The organism is Amycolatopsis sp. NPDC104863 (genome assembly GCF_055582965.1).
In genome coordinates, this window is the sequence record NZ_JBVJOW010000001.1 from 1,935,186 (window position 1) to 1,950,818 (window position 15,633).

Annotated in this window: 9 protein-coding genes; 4 read left to right on the forward strand and 5 right to left on the reverse strand. The window is 71.6% G+C overall.

Annotation, left to right across the window (positions count from 1 at the left end):
• Positions 1 to 424: 424 nt before the first annotated feature.
• The gene (locus ACZ63J_RS08560; RefSeq protein WP_465398664.1) at positions 425 to 3,487 is read left to right on the forward strand and encodes a discoidin domain-containing protein; all 3,063 of its coding nucleotides are present in this window, start codon (positions 425 to 427) and stop codon (positions 3,485 to 3,487) included.
• Positions 3,488 to 3,563: 76 nt separating this feature from the next.
• Positions 3,564 to 4,610, forward strand: coding sequence for a LacI family DNA-binding transcriptional regulator (locus ACZ63J_RS08565; protein ID WP_465336874.1), 1,047 nt, complete (start codon positions 3,564 to 3,566; stop codon positions 4,608 to 4,610).
• On the opposite strand, the gene ACZ63J_RS08570 is transcribed toward ACZ63J_RS08565, so the two are convergent.
• Both ACZ63J_RS08570 and ACZ63J_RS08575 read right to left on the reverse strand, forming a co-directional pair.
• The gene (locus ACZ63J_RS08570; protein WP_465398665.1) at positions 4,553 to 7,483 is read right to left on the reverse strand and encodes a glycoside hydrolase family 3 C-terminal domain-containing protein; all 2,931 of its coding nucleotides are present in this window, start codon (positions 7,481 to 7,483) and stop codon (positions 4,553 to 4,555) included. The genes ACZ63J_RS08565 and ACZ63J_RS08570 overlap by 58 nt on opposite strands.
• Positions 7,480 to 9,186: a discoidin domain-containing protein gene (locus ACZ63J_RS08575; RefSeq protein WP_465439373.1), complete on the reverse strand. Its 1,707-nt coding sequence runs from the start codon at positions 9,184 to 9,186 to the stop codon at positions 7,480 to 7,482. The genes ACZ63J_RS08570 and ACZ63J_RS08575 overlap by 4 nt, the downstream gene beginning before the upstream one ends.
• A 505-nt stretch (positions 9,187 to 9,691) precedes the next feature.
• On the opposite strand from ACZ63J_RS08575, the gene ACZ63J_RS08580 reads away from it, so the two are divergent.
• Complete coding sequence (locus tag ACZ63J_RS08580) at positions 9,692 to 11,905, forward strand: discoidin domain-containing protein (protein WP_465398667.1); 2,214 nt, start codon at positions 9,692 to 9,694, stop codon at positions 11,903 to 11,905.
• On the opposite strand, the gene ACZ63J_RS08585 is transcribed toward ACZ63J_RS08580, so the two are convergent.
• Positions 11,807 to 13,327, reverse strand: a complete 1,521-nt coding sequence (locus tag ACZ63J_RS08585; protein ID WP_465398668.1) for an FAD-dependent monooxygenase — start codon at positions 13,325 to 13,327, stop codon at positions 11,807 to 11,809. The genes ACZ63J_RS08580 and ACZ63J_RS08585 overlap by 99 nt on opposite strands.
• The gene (locus tag ACZ63J_RS08590) at positions 13,324 to 14,286 is read right to left on the reverse strand and encodes an MBL fold metallo-hydrolase (RefSeq protein ID WP_465398669.1); all 963 of its coding nucleotides are present in this window, start codon (positions 14,284 to 14,286) and stop codon (positions 13,324 to 13,326) included. The genes ACZ63J_RS08585 and ACZ63J_RS08590 overlap by 4 nt, the downstream gene beginning before the upstream one ends.
• Positions 14,287 to 14,383: 97 nt before the next feature.
• On the opposite strand from ACZ63J_RS08590, the gene ACZ63J_RS08595 reads away from it, so the two are divergent.
• Positions 14,384 to 14,914: a MarR family winged helix-turn-helix transcriptional regulator gene (locus tag ACZ63J_RS08595; RefSeq protein WP_465398670.1), complete on the forward strand. Its 531-nt coding sequence runs from the start codon at positions 14,384 to 14,386 to the stop codon at positions 14,912 to 14,914.
• On the opposite strand, the gene ACZ63J_RS08600 is transcribed toward ACZ63J_RS08595, so the two are convergent.
• Positions 14,911 to 15,516, reverse strand: a complete 606-nt coding sequence (locus ACZ63J_RS08600; protein ID WP_465312456.1) for a GTP cyclohydrolase II — start codon at positions 15,514 to 15,516, stop codon at positions 14,911 to 14,913. The two genes, ACZ63J_RS08595 and ACZ63J_RS08600, sit on opposite strands and share 4 nt — an antisense overlap.
• Between the last annotated feature and the right edge of the window lie 117 nt (positions 15,517 to 15,633).

Below are 15,633 nucleotides of genomic sequence, written 5' to 3' on the forward strand. Positions count from 1 at the left end.
ACGAAGTGTTTAGGGGGTGGGGGGTCTACGTCTCTGAGCAAAGGGTTCTTGGGCTCTTTCCCTGGGCTGGGGGGTCGGGTGTGGTCGCTTCTGATCCCCCCCCCCCCCCCCCCCCCGACGCTCAAGCCGGGGGTCGGAGCGAGGTGAGACGCAGCCTTCCGCAGAGTGGCAGTCGCCGATGGCAGCTCGGCCGCCGCGCGAATCCGACTTTGCCGGGACCTCGGCGTCCGAGATACCGAGTGACTCAGGCCGTTTCCGGACCGACCACAACCCGAGCCCACCGCCCCGCAGTATAGGTCGTTATACGAATTACCCAGGACTTGTCCGAAACCGGACTGGATCGGCCGCCGGGGTTGCCCCGCCGGCTTCCGGCGTCCCAGAATCGCCGCGGATGACAAGGTTGTCAGCGAGTGGAGGCCGGACCATGGGTGAGCTGAACCGGCGGCGGGCGCTGCTGGGCGCGGGCGGGATCGCCGCCGCACTGGCCTCCGGGCTGCTGCCGGGCGTGGCCGGGGCGGCAGCGAACGGCGCAGCGACCGCTCCCCCGGGCCCGCCCGATCCCGTCGCCGCCACCTACCTGCGGGTCCTCCTCCGCCACACCCGCTGGGCCGAGCAGCAGTTCGACCCGGTCGCCGGGATCTACCCGGCCCGGGACTTCACCTTCGCGGTGGTCCTCGGCAACGCCCTCCTCCTCACCCGCGACGGCTACGACGCCGCCGTGGCCGGGATCGAAAAGGACCAGCTCAAGGAGCACACCCTCGCCACCATCCGGCACTTCGCCGCGTCGAACCTGCTGACCGGCGGCGCCGAGTGGGGGCGGAAGCTGTTCTTCGACACCACTTTCCAGTCGTACTTCCTGCTCGCCGCCCGTCTCTTGTGGACGGAGCTGGACACCACGACCCGAGCGAACGTCGAACGCATCACCACCGAACAAGCCGCCTACACGACCGCCCTCGGCACCCAGGACGACCCCACCTCGGGCGACTGGACGCCGAACGGCCTTAAAGGCGGCTACGTCGGGGACACGAAGCTCGAGGAGATGGGCGTCTACGCCCAGTCGCTCGCCCCCGCCCTCGCCTGGGCGCCGAACGATCCCCGCGCGAAAGCCTGGCGTGACGCCTTCGGCACGTGGAGCCGCAACGAAGGCGGGCTGCCCGCCGCGGACCTGGCCAACCCGCGGCTAATCGACGGCGTTCCGGTCAGCGCCAACACCGCCACCAACCTCTACGACACCTTCCTCGTCGAGAACCACGGCTCGTTCGGCCCGCACTACCAGGAAGAGCTCTGGCGCACGTCCGGCCGCAACTCGATGCACTTCCTCGCCGCCGGCGCCCCGCTGCCCGAAGTGCTCACCGCGCAGCCGAACGGCGAGCTGCTCTGGCGCACCATGCTGCTGATGACCAGCGACGCCGGTGAACCGCTGATGCCGATGGTCGCCGACCGCGAGCACCTCTACGGCCGGGACGTCATCCCGCTGGCCTTCCGCGCCCAGGTGCTCGGCGACCGGTACGCCGCCCGCGCCGAAGCCGACCTCGCCGCGCGGCTCGAGCCGTACCAGGCCTACGCGCCCGTCGACCGGATCACGAAGTTCTCCGGTGAGCCGAAGTACGAGCCGGAGGCCCGCGCCGAAGTCGCCATCAGCTACCTGCTGCACGAGTGGCGCGCGAAGCACGGCGGCCCGGTGACCCCCGCGACCGGCGCCGAGTTCGACAGCCACGCCGCCGGGGTCGCCGACTTCGGCGCCGGGCCGGGCCTGCTCGCCCACCGCTCCCCCGCCGCCTGGGCCGCGACGGTGAGCAAGGCCGGGTTCGTGAAGTTCGCCTGGCAGCCGCACCACGACGACTGGCTCTTCGTGCTCGGCGGCGCGAACCCGATGCTGCTGCCCGCCACGAACGCCGTGGTGAAGGACCGCCGCACCACCACCTACCGGAAGGTGCGCGACGGTTTCGACGCCACGTTCGGCGTCCTGCGCTTCGACTCCGGGTACGCCGCGCTCGCCACCCTCCCGACCGGCGCCGCAGTGTATGCCAGCACCGGCGTCGCCGAGAGCGAAGGTGTCCTCAACGTCTACAACCTCGTCATGCCGGGCGTGCCGGGGCTCGACGGAGACCGCGCCTACACCGCCGCCGAAGGCACGGTGACGGTCAAGGCGCAGGCCGGGCCGACCGGCGCCCGGACCGACGACCTCAGCTTCACCCCGGTCACCGCGCGGCACGTGCGCATGCTCGGTGTCCAGCCGGACCCGCAGTACGGCTACTCGCTCTGGGCGTTCGAGGTCCGCGACGGCGACGGCCCGGACCTCGCGCGTACCGGGACGGCGACCGCGTCCAGCGCGACCGCGGGCAAGGAGGCCAAGTACGCCGTCGACGGCGACCCGGCCACCCGCTGGGCAGTGTCCACATCGGACCGGCCGCGGGCGGACAGCTGGCTCGCGGTCGACCTCGGCGCGCCGCGGCCGATCGACCGCGTGAAGCTGAGCTGGGAGGCCGCCGCCGGGCGGAAGTACCGGATCGAGACCTCGCCCGACGGCGTGACCTGGACGACGGCGGTGAGCTACCCGGTGCCCGCGTTGCGCAGCACGAAGGGCTGGCTGGACGTCGACGGGCGGGCCGGGATCGTCGTCGAGAGCACGAACCCCGTCACGGTCACCGGTGACCGCGTCACGCTCTCGGACGGCCCGGCCGCGCCCCTGCTGGCCGAGCTGTACCCGGACTCCGCGAACCTCGCGAAGCTGGCCGGACGCGCTCGCGCCACCACCTCGGCGCCGGCCGTCCGCGTGACCGTCACCGACGGCTTTCTGGTGCTGGTCAACCTTTCCGGCGTCCCGGTCAGCGGGACGGCGTCGCTGCCGCAGGACCGCGCCGCGCTCGAGCTGTACCGCGGCGAGCAGGTCACCACGGCGACCGGCACCGAGTACACCGTCGGCCTGGCCGCCGCGGAAGGCCGGATCGAACCGGCACGGTTCACCGTCCGGGGCGCGCCGCCGGGACTCAAGGCCGTCGTGCGGGACGCGAGCCGCGTCGACCTGACGGCGCCGCCCGGGTTCCTCCCCGCCTTCGTCACGGTGACCCCGGACGGCGGCCGCCCGCGGCTCGTCGTGCTCCCACCACGCCGGAGCGTGCCCGTCGTGTTCGGGGAACTACGGCCGTATCCGCTGGCCGACGCCGCGCTCGGCCGGACCACCTTCCCCGCCGAACCCCTGCCGCCGGGGATGTCGAGCCCGTCGGCGGCCGTCGACGACAACCCCGCGACCGCGTGGCGACCCGGCCCGGGCGGGCGGATGGTCGTCGATCTCGGGGCGGTGACGGCGGTTTCCGCGGTGGACCTGGCCTGGACACCCGGACGCCGTCCCCGGGCGAGCGTCGAGACCAGCCTCGACGGGGTCACGTACAAGACGGCGCAGACCGGGCCGGCGCGCTATGTCGCCGTCCGCACGGACTGGCGGACCGGCGACGCGAGCCTCACGCGGTTGTCCGTGCGGACTTGATCGATCTCGCACCCCTCGCGCCGGGCCCGGGGGCGAGTACCTTGGCACCACAGGTCACCCCTGCCCGGGAGGTCGGATGCGCGTCACGATCGCCGAGGTCGCCCGCCGCGCGCGGGTGAGCAAGACGACCGTGTCGAGAGTGCTCAACAACAAGGCCGACGTCGACGCGGCGACCGCGATCCGGGTGCGCGAGGTGATCGCGGCGACCGGGTACATCCCCAGCGCCGGCGCGGTCGGGCTGGCCCGGGGCGTGACCCGCACGGTCGGGATGCTGGTGCCGGGGCTGACCTGGCCGTGGATGGGCGAAGTGCTGCAGGGCGTCGCCGACGTCGTGGAGTCGAAGGGCTACGGCCTGCTGCTCTCCACCGCCAACCGCGGCGCCGACTCCCTCGAAGAGTTCTCCCGGCAGGTGTCGGCCAAGGCGTTCGACGGGCTGCTGCTCGTCGAACCGCCGGACGCGGTGCGGCACCTGCGGATCCTCCACGACTCCGGGCTGCCGGTGGTGGTGATCGACGACCGCGGCCGCCGTCCCGCGTTCCCGTCGGTGGGCACGGACAACCGGCAGGGCGGCGCGGCCGCGGCCCGCCACCTCGTCGAGGGCGGCCGCACCCGGCTCGCCACCGTGACCGGCCCGCACGACTTCGGCTGCACGGCCGACCGGCTCAACGGCTTCAACGGCGTCGTCCGCGACGCCGGGCTGACCCTCGACCCGCGGCTGATCATCGAAGGCGACTTCACCAGCGAAAGCGGTGAAGCGGCGATCCTCCAGCTGCTGGACACGGGCCCGGAGTTCGACGGCGTCTTCGCGCACAACGATCTCACCGCGGCGGGTGTGCTGTCCGGGCTGCGCAAGGCCGGGCGGGCCGTGCCCGGTGACGTCGCCGTGGTCGGCTTCGACGACATCCCGCTCGCCGCGCACACCCAGCCGCCGCTGACCACGATCCGCCAGCCGCTGCGCGAAATGGGCGAGACGGCGGCCCGGCAGCTGCTCGAGCAGCTGGCCGGGGCGCCGCCTCCGGACGAGCCCCTGATCGTCCCGACGACCCTGGTCGTGCGGGAGTCGACTCAGGAAACGGTCAGCGCCGCCGACAGGGGGACGTTGCGCGAGGAGTCGCCGACGTAGACGCGGTACTGGCCCGCGTTGGTCGTCCACGATCCCGTCCAGTGCGCGAGGTCCCGCGGGGTGACCGGGAACGACACCTGCTGGCTCTGCCCGGGGTTGAGCTGCACCTTCTTGAACCCCTTCAGTTGTTTCGGTGGCTCACCGTTGCCGGACGGCTGCCCGAGGTAGAGCTGGACGACGTCGGCGCCCGCCCGGCTGCCGGTGTTGGTCACCGTCGCCGTCACGGTCGCCGTGCCGTTGGTGCCCTGCGGCGTGACGACCAGGTTCGAGAACCCGAACGTCGTGTAGGACAGGCCGAACCCGAACGGGAACAGCGGTTCGATGTTCCGCGCGTCGTACCAGCGGTACCCGACGTTGAGGCCTTCGGAATACTCGATCCGGTCGTTGGCGCCCGGGAACTGCTGGACGTTCGCCGTCGGCAGGTCGGCGATCTGCTTCGGGAAGCTGACCGGCAGCTTGCCCGACGGGTTGACGTCGCCGTAGAGCAGCGACGCGATCGCGTTGCCGTTCTCCTGCCCCGGGTACCAGCCCTCGATCACCGCGGCCGCCTTGGCCAGCCACGGCATGGTGACCGCGGACCCGGTGTTGAGGACGACGATCGTGCGCGGGTTCGCCGAGGCGACCGCGTCGATCAGGTCGTTCTGCTGGTTCTGCAGATCGATCGTGTCGAGGTCCTGGGTTTCGGACTCGCCGTAGCTGGCGAACACGACCGCGACGTCGGCCGCCCGGGCCGCCGCCACCGCACCCGGGATGTTCGGCGTCTGCACGTGCTCACCCGCGCCGTCCACATAGGACACCGTGACGCCGGAGCCGGCCCGCGCCTTGATCCCGTTGATCGGGTTCACCGACGCCGGCGACGGGTTGACCTTGGCGCTGCCGCCGCCGATGTTCTGCGGGTCGATCCCGTCGCCGCCGGACAGCGCGATCGACTTCGTCGAAGTGGTCAACGGCAGGACGCCGTTGTTCTTCAGCAGAACCGACCCGGCCGCCGCGACGTCCCGGGCGGTCGTCACGTTCGCCGCGTTGGTCACGACCGATTGCGGAGTGCCCCGCCGGGCCCGGTCGAACACGCCGAACTTGAACATCTGGGTGAGCACCCGCCGGACCATGTCGTCGACCCGGGCCTGCGTGACCTCGCCGCGCGAGACGGCGTCGATCAGGCCCTGGTCGAAGAACGCGCCGCCGGGCATTTCCATGTCCATGCCGCCGTTGGCCAGCTGCCGCGCACCGCCGGTCGCCGAGCCCCAGTCGGAGCCGACGAACCCGCCCCAGTTGGCGTCCTGCTTGAACGCGGTCGTGAGCACCCCGCTGCTCTGGCACGCCGGGACACCGTTGATCTGGTTGTAGGCGCACATCATCGACGCGACCTGGCCCTGGCTCGCGACCTGCTGGAACGCCGGCAGGTACAGCTCGTGCAGGGTCCGGTCGTCGATGATGACGTTGTCCGACGGCGTCCCGCGCGAAGCCCCGGCCTCGACGTTGTAGGCCGCCGCGTGCTTGGCCTGCGCCATCACGCCCTGGCTCTGGATGCCCTGGATCGTCGCGGTCCCGGCCGCCCCGGCGAGGTACGGGTCCTCGGCGTAGGTCTCGAAGTTGCGGCCCCACCGCGGGTCCCGGACCAGGTTGATCGTCGGGCCGAGGGCGATGTCGACACCCTTCCCGGCGAACTCCGCGCCCATCGCGCTGCCGTACCGGTTCATCAGGCCGGTGTCCCAGGTCGCGGCGGCCGTCACCGGCGCCGGGAACTGGGTGACGCCGTCGAGGCCGTCGCCGACCCCGGCCGGGCCGTCCTGCAGCCCGAGCGCCGGGATGCACAGCTCCGGCACCGCGTCGGTGTTGCCGATGTACGGCCCGGTCGCGCCGTTGCCGTGCAGCACCTTCACCTTCTGCTGGGCGGTCATGACCGCCATGAGCTGGTTGACGCGGTCGGCGACCGGCGCCGTCGAGCCGACCCACGGGCAGCCACCGGGGTTGGTCGGCGTGGTCGTCGGCGGTGCGCTGTCGCTCGTGTGCACCGCGAACTCCCACAGCGAGTCGCCCCACTGCGTGGCTCGTGCGGTCGCGTTCATCCGGACATAACGAGCAGTGCCGGACACGGCCGGGTGCTCGGTGCCACCCGCGCCGGTCACCGTCGCCGCGGTCGTCCACGACGAGCCGTTGGTCGACAGCTGGATCGTGTACGCGCTCGCGTACGCCGCCTCCCACGTCAGGTCGACCCCGCAGACCGGGCGTGAGCTGCCGAGGTCGACCTGGATCCACTGCGGGTCGGCGGCCAGGCTCGACCAGCGGGTGCCGCCGTCACCGTCGAACGCCGCCGAAGCCGGGAACGCGTCGGACTGCACGCTGGACGCCGTCGCCGGTTGCCGCAGTGCCGCGTTCGCACTGCCGCAGGCCTGGGCCGAGCCGTCGCCGAACACCTGGAACTCCCACAGCGAGACACCCCACTGGGTCGCGCGCTGGGTCGTCGTCAGGCGGACGTACCGGCCGGAGCCGGACACCGGCAGCGTCTGCGTGCCGCCGGTGCCCGTCGTCGTCGAGTACACAGTGGACCACTGGTTGCCGTCGGCGGACGCCTGGATGGTGAACGCCTTCGCGTAGGCGGCCTCCCACTGGAGCACGACCTGGTTGAGCGTGTGTGACGCGCCGAGGTCGACCTGCAGGGTCTGCGGGTCCGCGGCCAGGCTCGACCAGCGGGTGCCCGGGTCGCCGTCGACCGCGGCCGAAGCCGGGAAGGCGGCGTTCTCCGTGGAGGACGCGGTCACCGCGTGCCCCTGCGAGAGCAGGGACGGCGCGGCTTGTGCGGTGAACAGGGGCGCGGTCAGCAGTCCGGCGGCCACCACCGCGCCCGTGACGAGCGCGAGCCGCCGCCTCACTGGTAGACCCGCACGTAGTCGATCACCATGTCCTGCGGGAGCACGGTCCCGGCTCCCGGCGGACCCGGGAAGTCCCCGCCGATCGCGTTGTTGAGGATCAGGAAGAACGGGTGGTCGTAGACCCACGGCCCGCGCGTGCTCTCGACGGTGGCGCGGTTGATGGTCTCGAACGCGTTGCCGTCGACGTAGAAGGTCATGTGGTTGGCGTCCCAGTCGAGACCGAACTTGTGGAAGCCCGCGGCGACGTCCTGGCCGAGGTCCAGCGGCGCGCCGATGCCGCCGGCGCCGTTGTACGCGGGCGCGTGGATGGTCGAGTAGGCCAGGTTCGGCGACTTCCCGACGTGCTCCATGATGTCGATCTCACCGCAGTTCGGCCACGGCGTGCCGCTGAAGAAGTTGGCGCCCAACAGCCAGAACGCCGGCCAGAGCCCCTGCGTGCCGGACACCTTGATGTTCGCCTCGACGTGGCCGTAGGTGAAGCTGAACTTGCCCGCGGTGTTGATCCGGCCCGAGGTGTACTGGCAGGTGCCGCTGCCGCTGATCGGGTCGACCGGGCAGGCACTCCCCGGCGTCGCCTCGCGGCGGAGCTGGATGACGAGGTTGCCGCGGCCGTCCTGCTTCGCGTTGTTGTTGTTCGTGTAGTACTCGAGCTCGTTGTTGACGCCGGGGCCGGTCTCGGCGGTCCACTTGCTCGCGTCCGGGCCCGCGCCCGACGCGCCGTTGAACTCGTCGCTCCAGACCAGCGTGCCCGGGAAGTGCGGGGCCGGCGGCGCGGGCGGCGGGGTGGTCGGGTTGCCGCCGGTGCCGTAGACGTCGAAGCCCCACAGCGAGTAGCCGTAGCCGTTCGAGCGGGCCGTGCCGTACATCCGGACGTACCGGCCGGAACCGTTGACGGTCAGCGTCTCCTTGAAGCCCTTGCCGGTGGTCGTCGAGTAGAGCGACGTCCAGTTCGCGTTGTCGTTCGACACCTGGATCTGGTACGCGACCGCGTACGCCGGGTCCCACTGCAGGACGACCTGGTGCACGGCCGCGGTCGCGCCGAGGTCGACGGTGATCCAGCCGGGGTCGACCCAGCCGGTGGTGGCGCTGGTCGCCCAGCGCGTGGCCGGGTCGTGGTCGAACGCCTTCGCCGGGAGGCAGCCCGGGCAGGCGCCGTCGTCCTGGTAGGACGATGCCGTGCCGGACTTGCCGTAGGACAGCAGCACGTCACCGGGCTGGGTCGTGCCGCCCCCGCCGTAGACCTGGAACTCCCACAGCGAGTAGCCGTACTGCGTGGCGCGCTGGGTGCCGGTGAGCCGGACGTACCGGCCGGTGCCGGTGACGTTCAGCGTCTGGTTGCCGCCGGTCGCGGTGGTGGTCGAGTAGAGGGTGCTCCAGGTGGCGCCGTCGGTGGACGCCTGGAGCGTGAAGGCCTTGGCGTAGGCGGCTTCCCAGTTCAGCACGACCTGGGACAGCTGCTGGCTGGAGCCGAGGTCGACCTGCAGCGTCTGCGGGTCGCCGAACGCGCTGGACCAGCGGGTGCCCGGGTCGCCGTCGACCGCGGCCGACGCGGGGAAGGCGGCGGACTCGGTCGAGGACGCCGTCACGGGGCGGCCTTGGGAGAGCAGGACAGGGGCGGCCTGGGCCGCCGGCGCGGCGAAGAGGGCGGCCAGGGTCAGGACGAGGACGGCGAGAACCGGGGTTCTCGGCATGCGGCGTTGCATGGGCACCTCCACGGCGAACCGGCGCCGGGGCGGCCTTGCCCCGGCGCGGATCGGCTCACGTGGTCCTCGGCGCGGGTGTGGGGCCCGGCCTTCGGAACGCTCTTAGTTCAAGATATAAATAAAGAGCCGTAAAATGTCAACGACGCTGCGCCGGACGGTCACGGACCACGCCCGCCACTGGTCCGGGAGAACGAATCCCCGCCGGAACCTTGACTACGCCGACATGCGCGCTGTTAACTGCGAACCGCTGGTCGGAACCGGTTCCGTGACCGCCATCCGGATCGTTCCGCCACGACACGCATCTCTTTCGGGCTGACCGGTTCGCGCCGTCGCACCCACCTCGGCACCGCTCTTCCGGCTCACGGCGTCGGGCGAGTGACGAGGCGTGAACCCTTCGCACCACCCGACACCGGCGCGAGCTGTGGGGCTCGCCCGGTCCGCCGCCGCCCGGCCCCCCCGGCCGCGCGGCCCCTTCCGGCGTCCGTTCCGAGCAGCAGGCAGGCAGATGAGATCAACGACGTTCTCCCCGGCACACCGCCTACTCGTCCTCACCACCACCCTCGTCACCGCACTCACCACGGCGGTGGTCGTCGGCTCCGCGCCGGCCCAGGCCGCCGCGTGCGGGAGCACCAACCTCGCGCAGGGCCGCACCGCGACCGCGTCCTCGACCGAGAACGGCGGGACACCCGCGTCCGCCGCGGTCGACGGCAACACCGGCACCCGCTGGTCCAGCGCGTTCAGCGACCCGCAGTGGCTCCAGGTCGACCTCGGCTCCGCGCAGCAGCTCTGCGACGTGGCGCTCACCTGGGAAGCCGCGTACGCGAAAGCGTTCTCCGTGCAGCTGTCCTCGGACGCGAACACCTGGACGACCGCGTACTCGACCACCACCGGCGCCGGCGGCACGCAGACCGTCGCCCTCTCCGGCACCGCCCGGTACCTCCGGGTCAACGGCACCCAGCGGGCCACCGGCTACGGCTACTCGCTGTGGGAAGTCGCGGTGCACGGCACCGGCGGCGGGACGACCATCCCGCCGACCGACCCGCGCAACCCGGATCTCGGGCCGAACGTGTCGGTGTTCGACCCGTCGACCCCGGCGACGACCATCCAGAACCGGCTGACGCAGATCGCGAACCAGCAGCACACGAACCAGTTCGGCAACGAACGATACGCCGTGCTGTTCAAGCCCGGGAACTACAACGCCGACGTCAACCTCGGCTTCTACGAGCAGGTGGCGGGCCTCGGTCTCTCCCCCGACGACGTCAACCTCAACGGCCACGTCCGCGTCGAGGCGGACTGGCTGCAGCAGGGTGACAACCCGGCCAACAAGGGCAACGCGACGCAGAACTTCTGGCGCTCCGCGGAAAACCTCTCGGTGACCCTGCCGGCCGGCCAGGTCGAACGCTGGGCCGTCGCGCAGGCCGCGCCCTACCGCCGGATGCACCTCAAGGGCAGCCAGATCCAGCTGTGGAACGGCGGGGACGGCTGGGCCAGCGGTGGCCTGATCGCCGACAGCAAGATCGACGGCGTCGCCGTTTCCGGTTCGCAGCAACAGTTCCTGACCCGCAACAGCGAGCTCGGCGGCTGGCAGGGCGGCGTGTGGAACATGGTGTTCGTCGGCTCGACCGGCACGCCGCCGGCGTCGTTCCCGAACCCGCCGGAGACCGTCGTCGGCCAGACGCCGGTGATCCGCGAGAAGCCGTTCCTCTACGTCGACGGCTCGGGCAGCTACAACGTGTTCGTCCCGGCGCTGCGGCAGAACTCGTCCGGCACGAGCTGGGGCCACGGCGCCCCGGCGGGCCAGTCGATCTCGCTGAGCGAGTTCTACGTCGCGCACCCGTCGGACTCGGCGGCGACGATCAACGCAGCTCTGGCGGCGGGCAAGAACCTGCTCGTCACGCCCGGTGTGTACCACCTCGACCAGGCGCTGAACGTCACGCGCCCGGACACCGTGGTGCTCGGCCTCGGCCTGGCGACGCTGCAGCCGACCAACGGGAACGCGGCCATCACGACGTCCGATGTGGACGGAGTGAAGATCGCCGGGCTGTTGATCGACGCGGGCGCGGTGAACTCGCCGGTGCTCGTGCAGGTCGGCCAGCCGGGCTCGGCCGCGAACCACGCGGCCGACCCGACGTCGCTGCACGACGTGTTCTTCCGGATCGGCGGCGCGGCCGTCGGGAAGGCCACGCAGACGCTGGTGGTCAACTCGAACAACGTCATCGGCGACCACATGTGGCTCTGGCGCGGCGACCACTCGAACGGCGTCGGCTGGAACGTCAACACCGCGGCGAACGGCCTGGTCGTCAACGGCGCGAACGTGACGATGTACGGCCTGTTCGTCGAGCACTACCAGCAGTACGAGGTGCTCTGGAACGGCAACGGCGGCCGGACGTACTTCTTCCAGAACGAGATGCCGTACGACCCGCCGGACCAGGGGTCCTGGTCCAGCGGCGGCGGCCGGCAGGGCTGGGCGGCCTACAAGGTGGCCGACTCGGTCACCAGCCACGAAGGGTGGGGCCTGGGCAGCTACTGCTTCTTCAATACCAACCCGTCCATTGTGGCCAGTCACTCCTTCGAGGTGCCGAACAACAGCGGGGTGCGGTTCCACAACCTCGTTTCGGTGTCACTCGGCGGCGTCGGCACGATCGCGCACGTCATCAACGACACGGGTGACGCCGCGAACACCGGGCACCAGGTGAGCCCGCTGGTCAGCTACCCGTAACACCGCGGCGACGTACGCGTCCGGGCGGACCAGCCAGGCTTCGCCCGGACGCGCACCGAGCACCCCGCCCACCGGGATCTCGACCGACCGGCTTCCCTCGGCGGTCACCCCGGGGGTCGTGAGCAGCAGGAACCCCTGCCGGGCCAGGTCGCGCACCCGTCCACCCGGGACGGTCACGTCCGGCAGCAGCACCCCCGGCCCCGGCGGCGGCAACGCCCCGCGCGGCGGCCGTCCGGCGAACGGCCGAGACGGGTCCGATGTGGTCAGGGGGGAATCGGTGTACCAGAACGGTTCGGCGAGCCGTCCCGAGTCGACCTCGGCGTGCACACCCCCGGCCAGCGCCCGGTCACGACGTTCGCGCTGCGCTTCGTCCTGGGGCACCAGGAAGTCCATCGTCGCCGTGGTCACCTCGGCGTTCTCCACCGCGGCCGCGTGCCGCTCGGTGTGGTAGCTCTCCAGCAGCTCCTCCCCCGCCAGCCCGCGCAGCACCCAGGCCAGCTTCCACGCCGCGTTCTCCGCGTCGGCCACCCCCGAGTTGAGCCCCCGGGCCCCGAACGGCGCGACCAGGTGGGCGCAGTCCCCCGCCAGCAGGACCCGCCCGGCGCGCATCCGCTCGACCAGGCGTGTGTGGAACCGGTACACCGAACGCCAGACGACGTCGTACGGCCGGTCGCCGAGGATCGCCCGAATCCGCTTGTCCAGGGCGCCGCCGGTTTCCTCGGCGGCGAGGTCGTAGTCCGCCGGGACCTGCCAGTCGATGCGGAACTGCGAGCCGGGGCACGGGTGGATCAGCACCTGGCGGCCGGGGTTCCACGGCGGGTCGAAGTAGAACCGGCGCTCCGCCGCCCAGCCCGGCAGGTCGGCGCGGATGTCGCAGATCAGGAACAGGTCCTTAAACGACACTCCTTCGAGGTGCAGCCCGAGGGCCTTCCGCACGACGTCACCGCGGGCGCCGGTGGCGGCGATCGCGTAGTCGGCCTCGATCCGGCGCGGCCCGTCCTTCGTGGCGCACTCGACCACGACGTTCCCCGGCTGGGTCAGCCCGGTGACGCGGTGGCCGCGGCGGACGTCGATCAGCGGCTGGGCGGCGATCAGCTCGTCGAGGACCTCCTCGACCCGGGCCTGCGAGAGGTTGACGAACGGCGGCAGGGCCGAGCCGCCGTCCGGCAGCTGCAGCGAGAACAGCTCCCGGTCGCGGTGGAAGGTCCGCGCGGTCGTCCAGGTGAGGCCCTCCTCGGCGAGGCAGCCCGCGCCGAGCGACGCCCAGACGTCCAAAGTGTCCCGTTGCTGGCAGATGGCCTTGGACCCCACGGGGTCGCGCACCTCGTGCTCGTCGACGAGCACCACCGGCACGCCCCAGCGCGCGAGCAGCAGCGCGGCCGTCTGGCCGACCGGGCCGCTGCCGAGGACGGCGACCGTCATCCTTGGAGCTGGTCCCAGACTTCGCGGTCGCGCTCGGCGGTCCAGATCACCGGACGCTCCACTCCGGACAGCTCGTCCCACAGCCGGGAGACGTCGAAGGGCAGGCAGTGCTCGAAGATCGGCCACTGCCCGTACTGGTCCACCAGCGCCGCGTGGGTGCGCTCGAAGGCGTCCTTGAGCGTGCCGCCGGCGTCGCGGACCGCGCCGACCTCGCGGATCATCGTGGTCAGGAAGTGCCGGGTCTGCGTGATCGCGGCGTCGACGGCTTCCTTGCCGCGGCTCACACCCCCGCGGCCGCCGATGAGCACCTCGGCGCCGAACGCCGCAACGGTGTCCAAAGTGGACGACGACCACTCCCGGTGGAACGCGTCGCCGGTGTACAGCGCGGCTTCGGCCTCGACGAGGTCACCGGCGTAGAGGATCTTCTGCCGGGGCAGCCAGGCCACGAGGTCGCCTTCGGTGTGGCCGCGTCCGCAGTACTGCAGCACGAGGTCGCCGCGGTCCCCGCCGAGGTCGATGGTGAGCCGGTCGGAGAAGGTCAGCGTCGGCCAGGTCAGGCCCGGCACCGACTCGGCGGCCTTCGCCAGCCGCGGCATCCGGCCGAACTCGCTCGCCCAGTCCTCCTTGCCGCGCTCGGCGACCAGGGCGCGGGTGTTCTCGTGGGCGACGATCACCTCGGCGTCGAACGCCGAAGCGCCGAGCACGCGCACCGCGTGGTAGTGGCTCAACACCAGGTAGCGCACGGGTTTGTCGGTGTGCTCACGCAGTTTCGCCAGCCACTCGCGCGCGGCGACCGGCGTCGCGAGTGCCTCGAAGCAGACGAGGAAGTCCTCACCCTCGATCGCGCCGATGTTCGGATCACCTTCCGCGGTCAGCGCGTACACGCCGTCGGCGAGCACCTCGAGGGTCTGCGCCTTCTCCGCGAGGTCGGCCGAAGAGGCGAAGGCTTTCTTCGTCATGACGAGCACTCCTTGATCGTCAAAGGTTTGACTATCTGCCCGACAGGCTAGCCCGCCGGACGGCCGCGCGGAACCCCTCGTCCCCTAACCTGAGCCCATGACCGACCGACCGGCCGACCTCGACTACCTCTCGTTCGTCGACTACGCGATCGGGAAGACGCAGGCCGAGCTGCCCACGACCGACCCGGTGGCGATGCGCCTCGGCCTGACGCTGCACCGGCTGACCGGCGCGCTGGTCTACGACTGGGAGTCGACGGTGCACCGCCCGCGCGGCCTGAGCTGGGGCGGGTTCCGGGTGCTGTTCGTGCTCTGGCTGGCGGGCCCGCTCGAGTCCCGCCACGCGGCGCGGCTGGCCGGCATGAGCCGCGCGGCGGTGTCGGCGCTGGTCAAGACCCTGGAGCGGGACGGCATGGTGACCCGCACCCAGGTGCCGACCGACCGCCGGGCGGTCGAGCTGGCGCTGACGGAATCGGGCCACACGGCGGTGACCGACGCATACCAGGCCCACAACGAGCGCGAGCAGGCCTGGGCGGCGTCGCTCACGCCATCGGAGCAGACGGTCCTGATCGGACTGCTGGAGAAACTGACCACGGGCCCGGCGGCCGCGGCGGCCCAGCGCCTGGCTTAGCTGGCCAGCCCGGGCAGGGTGTGCCCGGTCTGCTCGGCCTTCGCCCGGAGGTAACGGACATTGTTCTCGGTGGCGAAAACCCCGGTCGCCACCTGACCACGCACCAGAATCCCGGCGGCCTTGAGCTGCGCGGCCTTGTCGGGGTTGTTGGACAACAGGTCGATTTCCCGCACACCGAGAGCGTCGAGCATCTGCGCGGCAACGGTGTAGTCGCGAGCATCTTCGGGCAACCCGAGCGCGGCGTTCGCGGCGTAGGTGTCGAGCCCGCCGTCCTGGAGCGCGTAGGCGTCGAGCTTGTTGTAGAGCCCGATCCCCCGGCCTTCCTGCCGCAGGTAGAGCAGGTACCCCCCGACCTCGGAGATCTTCTCGACGGCCTCCGCCAGCTGCGGCCCGCAGTCGCAGCGCGCGGACCCGAAGACGTCCCCGGTCAGGCACTCGGAGTGCGGCCGCACGAGCGGCACGTCCCCGGGCGTCCCGAGGACGAAGGCGAGGTGCTCACCATCGTCGGCGAGCCCCCGGAAGGTGACGGCCTCGGCGTCGACCGCGAGGCCGCCGTCGAACCGGAGCGGGATCCGCACCCGCGTCCGCACCTCAGCCACCATGCCCTCACCCCTGGTCTCGCCCACAAGATCGACCCTACCGGAAGTTGAGCGTCGAACTTTCGGGTCGGGTCGCATGTCACTTGGGCCAACACGGGGTGGCCGGTGGATCTTCCCGGG

Bases quoted from the DNA above. Each gene is read 5' to 3' on its own strand.
- ACZ63J_RS08600 (WP_465312456.1), bottom strand. From the start codon at position 15,516: ATGGTGGCTGAGGTGCGGACGCGGGTGCGGATCCCGCTCCGGTTCGAC.
- ACZ63J_RS08580 (WP_465398667.1), top strand. From the start codon at position 9,692: ATGAGATCAACGACGTTCTCCCCGGCACACCGCCTACTCGTCCTCACC.
- ACZ63J_RS08590 (WP_465398669.1), bottom strand. From the start codon at position 14,286: ATGACGAAGAAAGCCTTCGCCTCTTCGGCCGACCTCGCGGAGAAGGCG.
- ACZ63J_RS08585 (WP_465398668.1), bottom strand. From the start codon at position 13,327: ATGACGGTCGCCGTCCTCGGCAGCGGCCCGGTCGGCCAGACGGCCGCG.
- ACZ63J_RS08560 (WP_465398664.1), top strand. From the start codon at position 425: ATGGGTGAGCTGAACCGGCGGCGGGCGCTGCTGGGCGCGGGCGGGATC.
- ACZ63J_RS08575 (WP_465439373.1), bottom strand. From the start codon at position 9,186: ATGCAACGCCGCATGCCGAGAACCCCGGTTCTCGCCGTCCTCGTCCTG.
- ACZ63J_RS08565 (WP_465336874.1), top strand. From the start codon at position 3,564: ATGCGCGTCACGATCGCCGAGGTCGCCCGCCGCGCGCGGGTGAGCAAG.
- ACZ63J_RS08595 (WP_465398670.1), top strand. From the start codon at position 14,384: ATGACCGACCGACCGGCCGACCTCGACTACCTCTCGTTCGTCGACTAC.